We start from the raw sequence: 16,157 nt of genomic DNA on the forward strand, positions 1-16,157 counted from the left end.
ACTCCTCAAACTCGTTTTGATGTTAAAAATTTACCTTCAAACCCGTCTATAGCAGCTGGAAGGCAGTCAAGCACCGATGCAAATCCTGAATGGTGTAAATTCAGCACTACTGCGCCGATAACTTCTTCACGAGTAGCACCCTCATTTTTGGCCATCATTGCATGCATCTGCACTCCTTTTACATTCCGATTAGCGGTTTGAATGGCTATGTTGATTAACTGCTTTGTTTTAGCATCTAATCCTTCTAAAGATTGCTGGGCTTTAATCAGGTCGTTAAAACGTTCTGCAACTTCGGGACATTCTTCTATAAATATTTCATATGGGCTCTTGGTCATATTTTCATCTCTTCATTTTTTTTGAAAATAAATTTATGTACAGTATTATATTTTTCTTGCAGATATACCATAAAAAATCAGTACAATACTGATAATTGAAGGTACTAATGCTATAAATGTTGGATAAGTAATGTAGTATAATATTGAGCCGATCAAAGCAATAATGCCTATAATTATAAAGATTATATTCAAAAGATTAGATTTCATTTTGCAGTTCCTCTGCTGATAACTTTATAATGGCATTTAAATAATTTTATTTAAAATTAATAATTTAATATATAAATATTAGTGTATTAAACGTTTCAATTCCCCAGAAATCACCATAACTTCATCAGGCTCAAGTTTTACAACCCTTGCACTCAGGAGCTTTTCATCTAAATTTGAAACTATTTCTTTGGCTTCCTTTTTATCCACATCTGCAATTTCATGGAATGAGTTAAGCAGCGCATTTCTCACTTTTTTCTTTTTATGCTGGAAAAGCGCCCTTGAAACTTTTATAAAAAATTCGTCAATTTCTGTTTTTTTGGGAATTAATTTGATTACAGCCGATGATATCTTGGGGTTGGGGAAGAATGCATGTTTTGAAACTTCAAAGAGCATTTTAACATCCCCGCAGAAACTCATCATCAATGATAGTCTTGAATAATTAGATTCACCCGGTTTTGCCACCATTCTTTCTGCAAATTCAAGTTGGTACATAAGTACTGCAAAATCAAAGTCATATTCAAGCAGTTTAAATGTGATGGGGGATGAAATTTTATATGGAAGGTTGGATACAACTTTATTAAAATAAGGAAAATCAGTTTTTACTGCATCTGCAACCATAACTTCTACATTTGAAATATTAAGCTTTTTAAGGCGTTTATTTAAAACAGCAGCAATTTTTTGATCCTGTTCAACAGCAATCACTTTTTTTGCATGTTCAGCCAGGGGGATTGTCAATGTTCCTATACCTGCGCCAATTTCAAGTACGGTGTCTTCAGAAGATAGATCTGCATAATCCACAATTTTGTTCAGTATATTTGAATCTATCAGGTAATTCTGACCTTTTCGCTTATCTAATCTTATATCATTCTCTTTCAGTATTTTTAGAGTTTCTTTAACTAACATTAGATATAACCTGAGTAAGATTGTAGTGTTCTATTAAAAAAATTAGAAAAAATATTTAATTTAAAATAATTAGTTTCGTTTTGTAGTGGATCGGGTGAAAAGTACATATTTTCGCTTTCCTTTTTTGTCTCCTGTAACTTCAAGTTCCATAAGAACTCTTTTTGAAAGAAGCTTTACAGGGTCTGAAAGCATAGGGACCCTTTTTTTGAGATCATCAAAGCTTTCAAACGGTTTTTCTTGTCGCGCTTTGATAATGTCCCACATATGTTTTTTTCCAATTCCAGGTAATAGTTCGAGTTGATGGAGTCTGGTTGATATTGATCCTGCTTCGTTGAAAAACCCAATGAATTTATCTTCCTTTGATTTAATGATTTCTTCTACAACGTAGTTTAATTCAACTTTAGCAGTGGCAGTGAGGTCATCATATCTGAGTCGTCGGTTTACACGAGAGATCTGGTCGCGTTTTCCTGAGCCTATATAAACTTTCTGGTGAATATCCAGTGAAACGTTTTCTTTTGGAATAAGCTCAAGTAGAGTAAATTCCTCTTTGCCCATAGCTTGAACTACAGGTTTTCTTTTATATGATGGTATACCTTCTTTAACATAACCTAAAGGAAGATAATCCAAAATAATTGCATATTCTTCCATTTAATCACATCGCCGATGCTATCTCGAATATTCGAGTTTGAAAATCATGTTGATTTTCAATATTTAGTTAATATCTTAAGATATTGTCTGGATTAAGATTCAATTAATCCTCTGAAATTTGTTTATATTATTATTGGCTTTAATATTCCTTATAGTTATCTGTAATTATTTACTATTTCCAATATCTTCTCCATGTCCTCTTGTTTAAATGAACCCCTTTCTTTAGCAAATATTAACCTTAAATCCGCTAGATCTTCAGGCATAATATCTGCCACCTTAATAGCTTGAGTTTTTTTGATTATTTCTGAGAGTTCTTCAACCAGTTTCTTAGCAGCTTCTTCATCTAACTTTGAAAATTTTGTTACATGGTCCAGAGCAAGATTTTGCTCGTATGTAAGCTCATAATGCTCTGAAAGCTCTCCAAGCATCTCTTTAACTTCTGCAATTGTGATAGGATCAGTATCGATAACTTTTTTCCCAATCATCAATATCACTCTTGCATTTTAAGGTGTTCGGGTCTTATTATTAATTTTTTAGCCTTATTACCGTCGTTTATTTCTACTATGTATGCTCTACCCCTCTTATCAGCTATTCTACCGGTTTTCCCGTGGAAACGAGGGTGTGGTTGACCTTTTTGAACACTAGGATCAATTATTATGTGGACTAAATCACTTTCATCGAAAGTCTGTATTTTTTTAGTTATTAAATTTGCCCTACTTACTCTTAAGTCCTTTTTAAGTTTATAACGTGTTTTGCTTCTAAAACCTCTAGATCTGGTTACCATTCTTAAACCTCCGTGATTATTAAAGTTATTAAATTGAAATTTAGAATATGTTAGTGCTATATTATACAATTTCAGCTGATTCGAAGAATTCTTTAGAAAAATTCGTTAAGTGAAATCAGATTTCAAATATGTAGATCATAATTGGCATATTCTCTATTTATGTAATATTGTTAAAACACTATTTATACTAAACTTGTCTATTTTAAATTTTATTAAATTTAAACCTTATGAATATATTTGTCAGTACACTTTTAAATATTAACCTTAAAATTCAGTTTTATATTAAATATCATGCTGAATTTATTAAATATTTACTTCTAATACATCTAGCTGGATGCAAAGAGCATTAATTCCTAAAATTTCAGATACGCTGGGTTTTGATCTTCCTTCATCACCAGATATAAGTTCTTTTATGTATAAACCGCCTTCACATTCCACTATCATTTCAAATTTACGTGCATCTATTGGTTTGGTAGTTATACTTCTTACTTTTCTTGTTCTTATTTTATCTGCACGTCGGTGAGACACTCTTATTGGAGTTCGTTGATTTATAATCTCCATTGAATGTAATAAATTTAATTTGTCATCATTAATATCATTTTCAAGCTCTACAATTGCTCTATAAACTTTATATGTGTCTGTAGATGAGCATTTTATGGTGCCTTTTCTATCTTTTCCCACGAATTTTAAATCATGAACTTCTACTTTTCCACCTGCAAATTTGTTGATTTTTTCTTCAAGAATTTCAAGATCTAAATCTCTTATCTTGGGTTCCTTAATCTCAAGTACAAATGGCCTTCCACTTCCAAGCATTTTAACATCTATATCTTCTCGACCTGCGCCGTGGAATTTGGATTCACTTCCTATGGCTAATTTTACAGCTTCTGGTGAAATTAACTCTTCAACCGTTTCGGGGTACTGCTTCCCTGTGTAATTGCAGCTTGGACATCCTTTGCCTCTGCATTTTCCACATGGCCATTTAGTTTGAGGGATACCTCTTACAAGCTTTCTGTAGCGTCCTTCTATAAAGATTGGATTTAACTGAATGTCTATATCATTATTTACAAAATCCACCATTATGACTATATTGGGATAATCAAATTCTACGTTCTTTTCGAGGGTTGAATATAATTTTTTGCCGATTTCTCGATTAATTTCTTTTTTAATATTTTCAACGTCAAGTTCCAGATTTTTCTGGATTTCTCCTTCTTTACTTAGAATCTCTGGTGAGACACGACATCCAACAAGGAATGTTGAAAATTCAATGTTTTCATGGTTTATTTTATCTATTATTTTATCAATAAGCCCGTTTTCAACATCATCAAACAGGTTACCACATATGTAACATGGATCCGATGTACTGCTATTGTTTTCATTTAGGATTTGTCTTACGTATTCTCCCCTGTACTTGTTATCTGGTCCTTCCACAGTTTGGGAGAATGTCCTGCCTAAACAGTGATCGCATAAGTTTCCTTCTGTTATTTCCATAATTTTCAGTGCTTTTTCTGTAATTTGTGATTCCATTGTCTCATCCGGGTAAATTAATTAAAATAAGTTAATTAACTGAAGTATTCAATTAAAAAAGAGGTAAGTGAGTTTTAGCGCATCATCTGTCTCATCATCTGCCCTAATGGCCCGCTCATTTTCCGCTTTCCAAAGCCTTTCATTGCTTTTTTGGTAACGTTGTAATATTTAAGAAGTTCTTTAACATCTTCGTTTTTCATACCAGAGCCCCTTGCTATCCGTTTTACACGGGACTGCTTTATAACTTCGGGGTGTGTGAGTTCGTGTTCGGTCATGGAGTCCATCATAATTTTATATTTGGTTAACTTTTCTTCTGTTACCTGGGAAGCATTCTTTGGAAGTTTATTTCCCATTCCAGGGATCATATTCATGACCTGTTGCATCGGCCCCATTTTATTCATCATTTCAAACTGTGAATACATGTCTTTAAGGGTGAATTTACCGCTTAACATGGCGTCCATTGTATCTGTATCGATGTCTTCTTCTGCAATTTCTTCTGCCTTTTCCAGAAGTGTTCTAATATCTCCCATTCCAAGAAGCCGTGATATAAACCTTTCAGGGTCAAATGCCTCGAAGTCATCAATTCTTTCTCCAGTTCCGATGAATTTTATAGGTGCACCAATTTCAGACACTGCAGATAGTGCCCCACCACCTTTTGCAGAACCGTCTAATTTTGTGATAACTATTGAACCTACATCTGTAGCTTGATTAAATGCAAGAGCTTGTTCCCGTGCTTGTTGACCTATGGTTCCATCGATAACAAGCATAACTTCGTTGGGATTTACAATTGATGACAACTGTTCCATTTCAGTAAGAAGGTCCTGTTCTTCTTTATGCCGTCCTGCAGTATCTACAATTACGATATCGTTCTTTTTGAATTGTTCAATACCTTTTTTTGCAAGGTCAAGCGCGTCTTTATTTTCTGGATCCCCATACAGCGGCACGTCCATGCTTTCAGTCAGCTGACGCAGCTGTTCATATGCTGCAGGCCTCCAGGTATCTGTACTTACAATTGCAGGACGGAAACCTTTCTTCTGCAGGTACCTTGTAAGTTTTCCAATGGTGGTTGTTTTACCGCTTCCCTGAAGCCCTACAAACATTATTCTATATGGTTTAGCATTAACTTCCACTTCTTCTGCTTTGCTGCCTACCAGGTTCACCAGTTCTTCGTAAACAATAGTTATAATATATTCTCTTGGTGTAATTCCTTTAGGAGGCTCTTCTTTTAGTGCCCTCTCTTCTATGGTTTTTGAAAGTTTAAAAACAAGCTTAATATTAACGTCTGATTGAATAAGTGCCCTTTGAATATCTTTTACAACTTCTTTTACCACTTCTTCATCGATTATGGGCATACCTGCTAATTTTTTCATTGTTTTGGTCAAGTTTTTACCTAAATTACCTAACATGATCTGCCTCGTATGATTTTTATAATTCTCAATTCGTGATTATTGCATTAAATTTTAATTCTTATTTGATAGTTTGTACAGGTCAATTTATACTCTGAGTATTTTTAAATTAATGTTAAGAATAGTAAAATACATTATTAAATATACCTTACGTTATAAAAATATCTTTGTATATATTATTAACAATAGAATTAGATATGAAATATTAAATTTTACGTGTTTTAGTAATGATATTTATATGTCTCGGTGATAAAATGCTTGATAAACTTAAAAAAACCCTTGAAGAATCACCTATAGTAAAAAAAGGTGAATATAATTATTTTGTACATCCAATAACTGATGGCATAATGCTTGTTGAACCAGATCTTTTAAAAGAAGTTTCAAATGCAATTACAAAAGTTGCAGATTTAAATGTTGATAAAATCGTATGTATGGAAGCGATGGGTATTCATATTGCAACTGCACTTTCCCTTGAAACAAACATTCCATTTGTGGTTGTTAGAAAAAGGTGCTACGGCCTGGAAGAAGAAGTTGCAGTCCACCAGGTTACAGGTTACAGTGAATGTGAGCTTTACATAAATGGACTCAGAAAAGGAGATAGAATTTTGGTTGTAGATGATGTTGTGAGCACAGGTGGAACTATGGTGGCAGTTTTAAATGCTCTTAAAAGCGCAGGGGCGGAAATTGCAGATATAGTTGCCGTTGTGGAAAAAGGAAACGGAAAAGAAAGGGTCAAAAAAGAAACAGGTTACGACGTCAAAACTCTTGTTAAAGTGGATGTTAACGGGGGTAAAGTTGTAATAGAGGACAGTATACTTTAAACTGAGTAGGTAACAATGCTTAATTACGATTTTAGACTGGATGAAGTTGTTCAAAAAATAAAGGAAATGGATGCAAAAGCAGTCGGTATCCAGTTTCCAGAGGGCCTTAAAATTCATGCAGTCCGTGTTGCAGAAAAAATAGAAAATGAAACCGATGCAGTGGTTATAATTTCGGGTGATCCCTGTTATGGTGCATGTGATGTTTCAGATACTCATATGGAGGGCTTAGTAGATCTAATTGTACATTTTGGCCATATAGAATTCCCAATTGAGTATAAAGTGCCGGTTCTATTTATTGAGGCATATTCTAAGATAGACGTAGATAATGTACTTAAAAAAAGCCTTTCATTTCTTCAAAACTATAAAAAAATAGGAGTTGTAACCACTATTCAGCATTTACAACTTTTAGATCATATTAAAGACTTTTTAATTGACAATGAAAAAGATATAGTAATGAAAGAAGGTGCAGGGACAAGAAAAGGTCAGGTTCTTGGCTGTAATTTCTCAGCTATTAAAGATGTGGATGCAGATGCATTTTTGTTTATTGGAAGCGGTAATTTTCATGCCCTTGGAATCACTCTCTTTACAGAAAAGCCAGTTTTTATTGCGGACCCCTACATGAATGAAGTAAGAACAATAGATGAATTTAGAGATAGAATACTGAGAATAAGGTTTGCAAAGATAACAAAGGCGGGTGATGCCCAGAAGTTTGGGATCATTGTTTCATCAAAAAGGGGTCAGTTCAGGCTTGACCTTGCAAAAAGTTTAAAGAAGATGATAGATAAAGAAAAAAGGGAAGCATTTATAATAATGCTGGATAATGTTTCACCAGATCTTTTAATTCCTTATATGGACCTGGACGCGTTTGTTGTAACTGCATGTCCCAGAGTGGCTATAGATGATGCAAGTATGTATAAAAAGCCTCTTTTAACACCTAAAGAACTTGAGATAGTTCTAAATAAAAGGGAATGGGAAGATTACAAAATAGATGAAATTGAACATGTATAAATAATATAAAGAATGTAACAACATAAGATAATTATAAAAATGATCAAAATTTTAAAACTTTTAATGATAATTGTATAAAAAATAAAGGAAAAATTAAGAAAGTTTTACTTATTCTAGTCGAGGTGAACTAATGAAAGCTAAATCTGGAGACTTTGTCTTACCTGGTGATGTATTGGGGGTTACTGAAGAGTTTGTTCCGTCTGAGTGGACATATGAAGAAGATGGAGAAATCAAATCACTGGTAGTTGGAAAAGTCTCAATCGATGAGAAAAATAAAAAGATATCTATAATTCCAAAAACTGGCACTCCAGCTCCTGTGGAAGTTGGTAAAACTATAGTTGGGCAAATAACTGAGGTTAGAGGTCAGAGAGCTTCAGTAAAAATAGAAAAAATTAAAGGTATTGATAGGGAACTTACAACCTCTTTTGTTGGAGGGATACATATTTCACAGGCCCAGAAAGGATATTTATCCAAATTAACTGAAGCTTTCAGGATTGGGGACATAGTAGAAGCTAAAGTTACAAAAGTCATAGGTCTGGATAATGTTGATCTTACAACTGCAAATGAAGAACTTGGAGTTCTAAAGGCCATGTGTACCAAATGCAGGCACTACATGGTAAAAACAGATAACGAAGTCGTATGCTTAAACTGCGGGAGAAAAGAAAGAAGAAAACTCGCTGCACACTATAAGGGCTAAAATACTTCATTTTTTTTATTTTGCATGTTTTTAGATTTTAATTGTACTTGTTTTAAATGAATTTTCTATAAATTGAGGTTGAGTGAAACATTTTATAGTGAATGACCAAATATTTTTGACTAAATTTTATAAAAAATTTTGTTAATATGCCTGAATTTAAATATATTTAAATTCTAAAATTAAGCGTTTAAAAAGTTACATCATTCACTATAAAATCATTGTAATGTCGAAAAGTATATAATCTAAAATTTAATATAAGATTTAATACTATGAATTACTAATGAACTAATTTGATAACCGTATTATGCATAGTATATTTTTATTTTGTAGATGTTTAGAGTTATTAGTAAAAATTGGGGTATAAATGAATAGATTTTGTTAAGATTATGAGGGATTAAAATGAAGATTATAAAAGATACTAAAAACGAACTGGAAATTGAAATTACAGGCGAAACCCATTCATTATGTAACGCACTCAGAAGAGCTTTGATGGAAGATAAAAATGTTGAATCTGCAGCATATGTTATAGCTCACCCTATTGTGGGAGAGCCAAATTTGTACATTAAAGGTAAAAACCCAAGAAAATCTCTTGAAAAAGCTGCAAAAACGCTTCAAAAAAGAAGTGATGAGTTCAAAAGTATTTTAGAAGCCTCTTTAGAGGAATAATCTTTAATGAAAAATAAAAAATTTAGGATAATTAAAAAAGAAATACGCATTTTGGGAGTTGACGATGCTCCTTTCCCTCCTCATACAAAAAACAACGTCATGTTAATTGGCACCATCTTCAGGGGAGGAACATGGCTTGATGGGGTATTAAGGACTTACATCAAGGGGGATGGTACAGATGCAACTGCAAAAATCATCAAAATGGTAAATGACTCCAGGCATAAAGATCAAATTGGAGTCATCATGCTTGATGGAATTACTTTTGGCGGATTCAACGTTGTAAATATAAAGGAAATCTTTGGTGAAACTGGCATTCCTATCATTGTTATAATGAGGAAGTTTCCAAATTTTGAGAAGATTAAGAAGGCTTTAATGAGATTTGAAGACTGCAAAGAAAGATGGACATTAATACAGGAAGCAGGAACAGTCTATAAAATAGAAAATAAAGAGCCTTTGTATATCCAGATATATGGCATTGATCTTGAAGACGCTGAGGAAATAGTTAGCATTGCTACAACAAGAAGCGCTATACCTGAGCCTATAAGGGCAGCTCATCTTATAGGGGCGGGAGTTGTAACTGGTGAATCCAAAGGAAGCGCATAAAAATTAATTTTAAGGTCGTGATTAAATAAAATCTCCTTACTTAACTGTTGATGCCGTGATACTATGTGAAGATGATTCCATAGTTTTGATCAAACGAAAATATGATCCATATAAAGGTTCGTGGGCGTTACCCGGCGGATTTGTTGAATGGGGCGAAACAGTAGAATCTGCAGTTGTAAGAGAAGCTAAGGAAGAAACTGGCCTTGAAGTGGATATAATCGAACTTGTAGGAGTTTACTCAGATCCTGGAAGAGATCCGAGAGGACATACAGTTACAGTATGCTACCTTACGAGAAAAATAGGTGGAAATTTAAAAGCAGACACTGATGCTTCCATTGCACAGCATTTTAAAAAAGATGAGATTTTGAAACTTAAACTCGCATTTGACCATGATGTCATCTTAAAAGATGCGTTTAAGTTATTAAATAGAAGTAAAACATAGATACAAACCTATTTCAGTATATGAATATTGTAGCCCGATTTTTAAAAGACCACAAAATAATTCTTATTAATGATTTTAAACTCGGATAAAGTTTATAAGTGTTGAGAAACTATTTTTTTTAATCACAATTATAATAATTTTGTAGATAAAGTTACAGATTAAACTCACAGATACATCAAACTAAAAAATTTATTTATCTAAAAACTATCAAACTGATAAGGAGGACTAAAATGGAATTTTGTCCAAAATGTGGAACTGTCATGTTTCCTAAGGATAACTGCTTTAAATGTAAATGTGGATATGAACGGGAAATAACCAAAGAACAAAAAAACGAGTATGAAGTCTCTGAAAAAGTATCATCCAAAGAGAATATAATAGTTAAAGGCGATGATGTAAAAACATTACCAACTACTCGTGCAATTTGTCCAAAGTGTGGCAATAAAGAGGCTTACTGGTGGCTTCAGCAGACCCGAAGGGCTGATGAATCTGAAACAAGGTTTTTAAGATGCACTAAATGTGGGCAGACCTGGCGGGAATATGATTAAGTAAATCAACTGTCGTTCATCAATTGATGAGTTTTAGAAAAATATAAGACCTTACACAATAGTGAAGGGGTTATTTTATGAAAGAAAATTCAGAAAAAGAGAATTCTAAGGGGAAGACGGAAGAAAATTCTGCAATTTCCAAGAATTCTGATAATAAAGTGGAGGAAGAATCCACCACTTCTAAGTCTAGGGATGATTTCTTAAAAAAGTTGGACTCCATGTTTCCAACTCGTAAACCTGGAAAAAAAGATAAAGCGGAAAATACAGAAAATAAAGCTCCTAAAGACTCTGAAGAACAAAAACATGAAAATTCAGAAGATCCGGACAAACATGATCCTCATGCATTTCCAATGATCGGGGATTTCATAGGGTCAGATAAATGGAAAAATCTTAAATCTGGAAAGAGCAACCTGGTACTCGTAATAGGAGTTGTTGCAGGTATTTTACTGATATATGCCGGTATTTCTTTAATGATGGGATCTGTTGGGTCTCCTGAGAGAGTAGCAGATAATGTACAATTTGAAGATGTTTCATCGTTTTCAGCATTTTTAATCTTGGCCGGTGCTCTTTTAATGGGAGGGGTTTTAGTCCGCAGATTTCTCGACAAATCTTTTTTTAAAGGAATAAATAAAGAAGTCGAGTCACACAATGGAACGTCTTCTAATTCAACTGAAAAAGAATAATAAAAGGTATAATATAAATAGAACTAATAAAATAATAGGATAACAGAAAGTCTTAAATCGAAGGAGGATAAAAATGTTTAAAGCGGTTCTGAGCGATTCGAACATCTTAAAAACCAGTTTTGATGCTATATCTTCTATTGTAGATGAAGTACAGATGCAGGCAGATAGTGAAGGTCTAAGATTGGATGCACTGGATAGATCACATATCACATTCGTACACCTTGAACTTAAACCACAATTATTCGATGAATTTACTATCGACGAGCCTTTAAAAATAAATGTAGACACCGAAGAGCTCATGAAAGTCTTAAAAAGAGCAAAAAGTAGTGATATTGTTGAACTTTCAGTAGATGAAGGAAATCTTATTCTTATATTTGAAGGGGATGCAAGACGCAGATTTAAAATAAGACTTATAGATATTGAATATGAAGCACCAAGTCCACCAGATCTTGAGTACCCAACTGAATTTGAGATTCCATTCAGTCTTCTTAAAAACTCTATTCAGGATATTGAAATAGTCTCAGATAAGATTGCACTTATGGTTGATGAGGATAAATTTACTGCAGAAGCTGAAGGTGAATTTGGTGATGCAAAAATCGAGTATCTTCACGGGGAAAAGATAGATGCAAAATCAAAATCCATTTTTTCACTTGAGAAAATTAAAGAGATGCTAAAAGCAGATAAATTTTCAGATGCGATTGTTTTAAAACTTGGAAATGATATGCCCCTTAATCTTTCCTTAAAAATGGCTACAGATGAAGGAGAGCTTAGTTTTCTTTTAGCTCCACGTATAGAAAGTGAAGAATAGAAGTAAATACAAAAAAATTAACTGACTACAAAACACAGATACAGTAATCTATAGTGAATGACGTAACTTTTTAAACTTATAAATTTTGACAGTAAGTTGATCAAAATTTACATCTGACAAATTGAGGAAATCTCTCAAAAATTCCCTCGAAATCCTCAAAAAAATTTTCAATTTTTTTGGGAGTTAGAAAATATTTCATATTTTCTAAAGTTCGTAGAATTTCGGGGCCACGAAACTGAAAGTTTCGATGGCGCAAAAATCTTTGATTTTTGCAAGCTGTAGGAAGCTATCAAAATCGTAGATTTTGATGCTGCAAAATTAAAAATTTTGCAAGCTTTGCTTCCTGGCCGCAAATCGGAGATTTGCAGGTTTAAAGCATATAAACAAATTACTTTATAAATAATTAACCTAAAGTATTAGGTCATTCACTATAAAAGCGAGGAATAAGGTTGGATGAGTTTTTCCAGAGATTGAGGGAAATCCAAAAAAAAGAACGTAGTACAAGTGGGTTAGCTGATGTTGGAGATAACTTCTATAAAGATGTTCACAACTATTTAGATAAGCTGATAATGAAAATAGGAAATAATCCTTTTTCTTTTGAATCATATCTCCTTAGAGATGCGAGAAGAATTGCAGCAGAAATCTGTGAAAGGCGAGAATATAAAATAACAAGTAGTGCTCTGATGAATGTGCATCGTATCTATAGGATATTCGATGAAAAATCTGAAAAATCAGATATAAATTCTCCTGCGATTCCCCCTGCGAACTTAACCCCTGAGGAAGAAGATCTTTACTATTCTCTCGTAAAATCACTTTCAAAATATAGGAAGGGGATGAAATCTCCTTTAGCTAAATTTAAAGCGAAAAAAGAGAAACAGGAGTTAAGATCAGAAGTATCAAACGTTCCAGAGCCATCTGCGCCGTTAGCTAATGAAAATCTAAGCGCGGGAAATGTTAAGAAAGCAGCACCTGCTGGAATTGAACATGATATTGAAAGTTTTCAGGCATATACAAGTCCCGGATTTGAAGCACCTGATATAGAACCGCCTATAGGGCCCGAATTAGAACCAGAATTAGAATCAGATATCGGACCTGAAATGGACTTTGAAAGTCTTGAGAAAAGAATTTCAAAGGCAGCTGATCAAAAGGATCCAGTTAAAACACTAATGGTTCTTGAAGAGCTTCCTTCTATTATGGGTATTGATAAAAAAGTTTACGGCCCTTTATCTCCTCAAGATGTAATTACGATGCCTGAACCAAATGCAAGGATACTCATAAAGAATAATAAAGGGAAATTTATTGAAAAATACGAAAAAATATCTTATAGATGAGTAACAGGCATTTGGTGCTGTTTAAAAGATATATTTATTAAAAATACACAAGAATACCATTATTAATTGGATTATGACATTGTAGCTATTCTATTTATAAAGATATAGTTACCCATTGTAATACATATTACCTAATTTTTGCAGAAATTGATGGAATTAATCCAAACATATAAATAAACTATTAAGAATAAATAATGCTAATATCGATTGAACTTTGAAAATCATGATATTTTCAAGCCAAAAAACCTTATGAAACTATATTTTTCAGGTTTCAAAATCCTCGATTTTGAAAACTGCTGGTTTTAAAGGTTTTTTTAGGAGTTTAATGTAACTATATTTTTAATCATAAATATATGGTTTATTTTTATAAATAGAGGTGATTATAATGAAAATTCCAAAAGAAAGAAGAACTTACTGTCCAAGTTGTAAAAAACATACTCTTCATGAAGTATTCCAATCCAAAAAAAGGAAAGCAAGCGAGCTTAAATGGGGGCAACGTCAGTTCAGAAGGGTCACAAGTGGGTACAGAGGTTATCCAAGGCCACTTCCATCTGGAAACAAACCAGTCAAAAAACTGGATTTAAGATACAAATGTAAAGAATGTGGAAAAGCACACATTAAAAGAAACTCATTTAGAGCAGGAAAAGTGGAGTTTGTAAGCTAGGTGATCTCATGGCAATTGCAGGAACTCACAAAAGTAATTTTTTAAAAGTCAAATGTTTGGACTGCGGAAATCAGCAGACTGTATTCGATCACGCAGCATCAAACGTCCAGTGTATCATATGTGGGAAAACACTGGTAAAACCAAAAGGCGGAAAATCTGAAATAGTAGCTCAGATTATTGAAGTCCTTGATTAAGTAAAGTTAAGGGCTAATCCAAAATCAGGTGTTTTAATGGTAAGAATGAAAAGAGAATGGCCCAGCGAAGGAGATTTAATAGTAGGAACAGTGCACAAAGTTTTAAACTATGGTGCATTTGCTTCCCTTGAAGAATATGAAGGAAAGGAAGCTTTTATTCATATTTCTGAAGTATCTTCGGGATGGGTAAAAAATATCAGGGATTATGTCCGTGAAAACCAGAAAATCGTTGCAAGAGTCTTAAGGGTAAACCCTAAAAAAGGCCACGTCGACGTTTCCATGAAAAGGATAAGGGAAGATCAAAGGACAAGGAAAATTCAGCAGTGGAAAATCGAGCAAAAAGCTGAAAAACTGCTTGAAATATCTGCAAAAACAATAGGAAAAGATCTTGATGCTGCATATGATGAAATTGGATATGCTATCATAGATGAATTCGGTGATCTTTACGAAGCATTTGAAACAGCCGCAGAAGAAGGAGAAAGTGCACTTAAAGATAGAGGAATAGATGGGGAATGGGCAACAACTATAACTGAAGTTGCTAAAAAGAACATATCTCCTCCGGAAGTTCAGATAACTGGATATATTAACTTAAAATCTTATGCACCTAATGGTGTTGATATAATAAAAGAGGCACTCGGATCTGTTGAGGCTGATAACGTTTCAGTCCAATGTGTTGGAGCTCCAAGATATCGGTTAATAGTTAAATCTTCTGATTACCTTACAGCAGAAAACTTAATGAAAGATGCAGCACAGCAGTGCATTGAACTTGTTGTTGAGGAAGGCGGGGAAGGCGAATTCCAGCGTGAATTAGAATAGGAATATAACTCCATAATAGTATGCTACAGGTCTTTTAATGAAAATGAAAATGAAAAAGTGTAAATCCTGCGGGGAATATACACTTAAAGACAAATGTCCTTACTGTGAAGGTAAAGTTGGAGTGGTATATCCACCTAAGTATTCTCCTGAAGATAAATATGGGAAGTACCGGAGAATACTTAAAAAACAACTGCTTAAAAAAAGGAGTGATTAGATGAATAAAACTTATGTGAAGATGATAGAAGAGGTGGACCTTAAAGAACCCATATTCATAGAGGCACTTCCTGGAATCGGTCACGTTGGTAAATTAGTTGCAGAGCACATAATTCATGAACTCGATGCAAAAAAATTTGCAGAGTTATACTCACCATCATTTCCGCCACAAGTCTTTGTAAGTGAAGAAGGGCTTATTGAACCAATGAAAAATGAGTTTTACGCACTTAACGGTGACAATGGGCAGGATTATATAATTCTTGTTGGAAATACCCAAGGTTTAAGTCCAGAAGGTCAACACGAAGTATGTGGAATTATACTTGACCTTGTAGAAAAATATGGGGTTAAACAGATGTTCACCCTCGGTGGTCTTGGAACAGGTCAACCTATTGAAAAATCAAAAGTATTAGGTGCAGCTACTACATTAGAACTTGCAGAAATGTTGAAAGAACATAATGTAACTCTAAGATCCGCAGATGGAGGTATAATCGGGGCATCAGGCCTTCTTTTAGGAATGGGCATGCTTCGAGGTATTAATGGTGTATGCCTTATGGGTGAAACACCCGGATATTTCATAGATGCTGATGCTTCTAAAGCAGTTTTAACAGTTTTACTGGATATACTGAATATGGAAATAGATATCGTTAAATTAGAGGAAAGAGCAGAAGAAACTCGTAAGATGATATCCAAAGCTCAGCAAATGGAGCGAGAAATGGCTGAAAGAATGCACATAGCTCCTGGCGAAGAAGATTTAAGATACATCGGGTAATCACATTATTTTTAAACCTGATTACCATTTATTTTGATTTATTTTTGAGTGATTGTATGACATCACAGATATTTGTTTAGAATTATTTTT

Annotated in this window: 23 protein-coding genes; 15 read left to right on the forward strand and 8 right to left on the reverse strand. The window is 33.8% G+C overall.

All coding sequences use genetic code 11. The features are described 5' to 3' along the window. Positions 1 to 5: 5 nt before the first annotated feature. The 8 genes from AAGU07_RS09860 to AAGU07_RS09895 all read right to left on the reverse strand — a co-directional run bounded on the left by AAGU07_RS09860 (position 6) and on the right by AAGU07_RS09895 (position 5,807). Complete coding sequence (locus tag AAGU07_RS09860) at positions 6 to 335, reverse strand: carboxymuconolactone decarboxylase family protein (protein WP_342458929.1); 330 nt, start codon at positions 333 to 335, stop codon at positions 6 to 8. Positions 336 to 380: 45 nt separating this feature from the next. After that, positions 381 to 542: a hypothetical protein gene (locus AAGU07_RS09865; RefSeq protein ID WP_342458930.1), complete on the reverse strand. Its 162-nt coding sequence runs from the start codon at positions 540 to 542 to the stop codon at positions 381 to 383. A 78-nt stretch (positions 543 to 620) separates the two neighbouring features. Beyond that, the gene (gene rsmA / locus AAGU07_RS09870; protein ID WP_342458931.1) at positions 621 to 1,445 is read right to left on the reverse strand and encodes a 16S rRNA (adenine(1518)-N(6)/adenine(1519)-N(6))-dimethyltransferase RsmA; all 825 of its coding nucleotides are present in this window, start codon (positions 1,443 to 1,445) and stop codon (positions 621 to 623) included. Between the two features lie 69 nt (positions 1,446 to 1,514). Continuing rightward, positions 1,515 to 2,093 carry a DUF655 domain-containing protein gene (locus tag AAGU07_RS09875; protein ID WP_342458932.1) on the reverse strand — a complete coding sequence of 193 codons (579 nt, stop codon included), beginning with the start codon at positions 2,091 to 2,093 and terminating at the stop codon, positions 1,515 to 1,517. 155 nt (positions 2,094 to 2,248) lie between these two features. Continuing rightward, positions 2,249 to 2,578, reverse strand: coding sequence for an RNA polymerase Rpb4 family protein (locus AAGU07_RS09880; RefSeq protein ID WP_342458933.1), 330 nt, complete (start codon positions 2,576 to 2,578; stop codon positions 2,249 to 2,251). A 5-nt stretch (positions 2,579 to 2,583) separates the two neighbouring features. Further along, a complete protein-coding gene (locus tag AAGU07_RS09885) occupies positions 2,584 to 2,877 on the reverse strand; it encodes a 50S ribosomal protein L21e (protein WP_069584347.1) in 294 nt (97 codons plus the stop codon). Positions 2,878 to 3,180: 303 nt separating this feature from the next. Beyond that, on the reverse strand, positions 3,181 to 4,401 hold the full coding sequence (locus tag AAGU07_RS09890; RefSeq protein ID WP_342458934.1) for a tRNA pseudouridine(54/55) synthase Pus10: 1,221 nt from the start codon (positions 4,399 to 4,401) through the stop codon (positions 3,181 to 3,183). Positions 4,402 to 4,475: 74 nt separating this feature from the next. Then, positions 4,476 to 5,807, reverse strand: coding sequence for a signal recognition particle protein Srp54 (locus AAGU07_RS09895; RefSeq protein ID WP_342458935.1), 1,332 nt, complete (start codon positions 5,805 to 5,807; stop codon positions 4,476 to 4,478). A 254-nt stretch (positions 5,808 to 6,061) separates the two neighbouring features. On the opposite strand from AAGU07_RS09895, the gene hpt reads away from it, so the two are divergent. The 15 genes from hpt (at position 6,062) to AAGU07_RS09970 (ending at position 16,067) form a co-directional block, all read left to right on the forward strand. Continuing rightward, positions 6,062 to 6,628, forward strand: coding sequence for a hypoxanthine/guanine phosphoribosyltransferase (hpt, locus tag AAGU07_RS09900; protein WP_342458936.1), 567 nt, complete (start codon positions 6,062 to 6,064; stop codon positions 6,626 to 6,628). 15 nt (positions 6,629 to 6,643) lie between these two features. Then, positions 6,644 to 7,636, forward strand: coding sequence for a diphthamide biosynthesis enzyme Dph2 (gene dph2, locus AAGU07_RS09905; RefSeq protein ID WP_342458937.1), 993 nt, complete (start codon positions 6,644 to 6,646; stop codon positions 7,634 to 7,636). A 130-nt stretch (positions 7,637 to 7,766) separates the two neighbouring features. Continuing rightward, positions 7,767 to 8,333: an exosome complex RNA-binding protein Csl4 gene (locus AAGU07_RS09910; RefSeq protein WP_342458938.1), complete on the forward strand. Its 567-nt coding sequence runs from the start codon at positions 7,767 to 7,769 to the stop codon at positions 8,331 to 8,333. A 399-nt stretch (positions 8,334 to 8,732) separates the two neighbouring features. Continuing rightward, a complete protein-coding gene (locus tag AAGU07_RS09915) occupies positions 8,733 to 8,999 on the forward strand; it encodes a DNA-directed RNA polymerase subunit L (protein ID WP_048081693.1) in 267 nt (88 codons plus the stop codon). 6 nt (positions 9,000 to 9,005) lie between these two features. Beyond that, a complete protein-coding gene (locus tag AAGU07_RS09920; protein ID WP_342458939.1) occupies positions 9,006 to 9,602 on the forward strand; it encodes a DUF99 family protein in 597 nt (198 codons plus the stop codon). Between the two features lie 55 nt (positions 9,603 to 9,657). Further along, positions 9,658 to 10,044, forward strand: coding sequence for an NUDIX hydrolase (locus AAGU07_RS09925; protein ID WP_342458940.1), 387 nt, complete (start codon positions 9,658 to 9,660; stop codon positions 10,042 to 10,044). Between the two features lie 230 nt (positions 10,045 to 10,274). Beyond that, a complete protein-coding gene (locus AAGU07_RS09930) occupies positions 10,275 to 10,589 on the forward strand; it encodes a transcription factor S (protein ID WP_069584338.1) in 315 nt (104 codons plus the stop codon). Positions 10,590 to 10,666: 77 nt separating this feature from the next. Next, a complete protein-coding gene (locus AAGU07_RS09935) occupies positions 10,667 to 11,272 on the forward strand; it encodes a hypothetical protein (protein ID WP_069584337.1) in 606 nt (201 codons plus the stop codon). Between the two features lie 73 nt (positions 11,273 to 11,345). Then, complete coding sequence (gene pcn / locus AAGU07_RS09940; RefSeq protein ID WP_069584336.1) at positions 11,346 to 12,080, forward strand: proliferating cell nuclear antigen (pcna); 735 nt, start codon at positions 11,346 to 11,348, stop codon at positions 12,078 to 12,080. Between the two features lie 449 nt (positions 12,081 to 12,529). Further along, positions 12,530 to 13,411, forward strand: a complete 882-nt coding sequence (locus AAGU07_RS09945; RefSeq protein ID WP_342458941.1) for a hypothetical protein — start codon at positions 12,530 to 12,532, stop codon at positions 13,409 to 13,411. Between the two features lie 385 nt (positions 13,412 to 13,796). After that, positions 13,797 to 14,075 carry a 50S ribosomal protein L44e gene (locus AAGU07_RS09950; RefSeq protein ID WP_048081700.1) on the forward strand — a complete coding sequence of 93 codons (279 nt, stop codon included), beginning with the start codon at positions 13,797 to 13,799 and terminating at the stop codon, positions 14,073 to 14,075. Positions 14,076 to 14,083: 8 nt separating this feature from the next. Next, positions 14,084 to 14,269, forward strand: coding sequence for a 30S ribosomal protein S27e (locus AAGU07_RS09955; RefSeq protein ID WP_069584334.1), 186 nt, complete (start codon positions 14,084 to 14,086; stop codon positions 14,267 to 14,269). A gap of 36 nt (positions 14,270 to 14,305) precedes the next feature. Next, a complete protein-coding gene (locus tag AAGU07_RS09960; RefSeq protein ID WP_069584333.1) occupies positions 14,306 to 15,085 on the forward strand; it encodes a translation initiation factor IF-2 subunit alpha in 780 nt (259 codons plus the stop codon). Positions 15,086 to 15,122: 37 nt separating this feature from the next. Then, positions 15,123 to 15,299 carry an RNA-protein complex protein Nop10 gene (locus tag AAGU07_RS09965; RefSeq protein WP_342458942.1) on the forward strand — a complete coding sequence of 59 codons (177 nt, stop codon included), beginning with the start codon at positions 15,123 to 15,125 and terminating at the stop codon, positions 15,297 to 15,299. Beyond that, complete coding sequence (locus tag AAGU07_RS09970) at positions 15,300 to 16,067, forward strand: proteasome assembly chaperone family protein (protein WP_342458943.1); 768 nt, start codon at positions 15,300 to 15,302, stop codon at positions 16,065 to 16,067. Positions 16,068 to 16,157 lie beyond the last annotated feature (90 nt).

The sequence above is a fragment of the Methanobacterium sp. genome (genome assembly GCF_038562635.1).
GTDB lineage: Archaea > Methanobacteriota > Methanobacteria > Methanobacteriales > Methanobacteriaceae > Methanobacterium_D.

Bases quoted from the DNA above. Each gene is read 5' to 3' on its own strand.
- AAGU07_RS09860 (WP_342458929.1), bottom strand. From the start codon at position 335: ATGACCAAGAGCCCATATGAAATATTTATAGAAGAATGTCCCGAAGTT.
- AAGU07_RS09865 (WP_342458930.1), bottom strand. From the start codon at position 542: ATGAAATCTAATCTTTTGAATATAATCTTTATAATTATAGGCATTATT.
- rsmA (WP_342458931.1), bottom strand. From the start codon at position 1,445: ATGTTAGTTAAAGAAACTCTAAAAATACTGAAAGAGAATGATATAAGA.
- AAGU07_RS09875 (WP_342458932.1), bottom strand. From the start codon at position 2,093: ATGGAAGAATATGCAATTATTTTGGATTATCTTCCTTTAGGTTATGTT.
- AAGU07_RS09880 (WP_342458933.1), bottom strand. From the start codon at position 2,578: ATGATTGGGAAAAAAGTTATCGATACTGATCCTATCACAATTGCAGAA.
- AAGU07_RS09885 (WP_069584347.1), bottom strand. From the start codon at position 2,877: ATGGTAACCAGATCTAGAGGTTTTAGAAGCAAAACACGTTATAAACTT.
- AAGU07_RS09890 (WP_342458934.1), bottom strand. From the start codon at position 4,401: ATGGAATCACAAATTACAGAAAAAGCACTGAAAATTATGGAAATAACA.
- AAGU07_RS09895 (WP_342458935.1), bottom strand. From the start codon at position 5,807: ATGTTAGGTAATTTAGGTAAAAACTTGACCAAAACAATGAAAAAATTA.
- hpt (WP_342458936.1), top strand. From the start codon at position 6,062: ATGCTTGATAAACTTAAAAAAACCCTTGAAGAATCACCTATAGTAAAA.
- dph2 (WP_342458937.1), top strand. From the start codon at position 6,644: ATGCTTAATTACGATTTTAGACTGGATGAAGTTGTTCAAAAAATAAAG.
- AAGU07_RS09910 (WP_342458938.1), top strand. From the start codon at position 7,767: ATGAAAGCTAAATCTGGAGACTTTGTCTTACCTGGTGATGTATTGGGG.
- AAGU07_RS09915 (WP_048081693.1), top strand. From the start codon at position 8,733: ATGAAGATTATAAAAGATACTAAAAACGAACTGGAAATTGAAATTACA.
- AAGU07_RS09920 (WP_342458939.1), top strand. From the start codon at position 9,006: ATGAAAAATAAAAAATTTAGGATAATTAAAAAAGAAATACGCATTTTG.
- AAGU07_RS09930 (WP_069584338.1), top strand. From the start codon at position 10,275: ATGGAATTTTGTCCAAAATGTGGAACTGTCATGTTTCCTAAGGATAAC.
- AAGU07_RS09935 (WP_069584337.1), top strand. From the start codon at position 10,667: ATGAAAGAAAATTCAGAAAAAGAGAATTCTAAGGGGAAGACGGAAGAA.
- pcn (WP_069584336.1), top strand. From the start codon at position 11,346: ATGTTTAAAGCGGTTCTGAGCGATTCGAACATCTTAAAAACCAGTTTT.
- AAGU07_RS09950 (WP_048081700.1), top strand. From the start codon at position 13,797: ATGAAAATTCCAAAAGAAAGAAGAACTTACTGTCCAAGTTGTAAAAAA.
- AAGU07_RS09955 (WP_069584334.1), top strand. From the start codon at position 14,084: ATGGCAATTGCAGGAACTCACAAAAGTAATTTTTTAAAAGTCAAATGT.
- AAGU07_RS09960 (WP_069584333.1), top strand. From the start codon at position 14,306: ATGGTAAGAATGAAAAGAGAATGGCCCAGCGAAGGAGATTTAATAGTA.
- AAGU07_RS09965 (WP_342458942.1), top strand. From the start codon at position 15,123: ATGAAAATGAAAATGAAAAAGTGTAAATCCTGCGGGGAATATACACTT.
- AAGU07_RS09970 (WP_342458943.1), top strand. From the start codon at position 15,300: ATGAATAAAACTTATGTGAAGATGATAGAAGAGGTGGACCTTAAAGAA.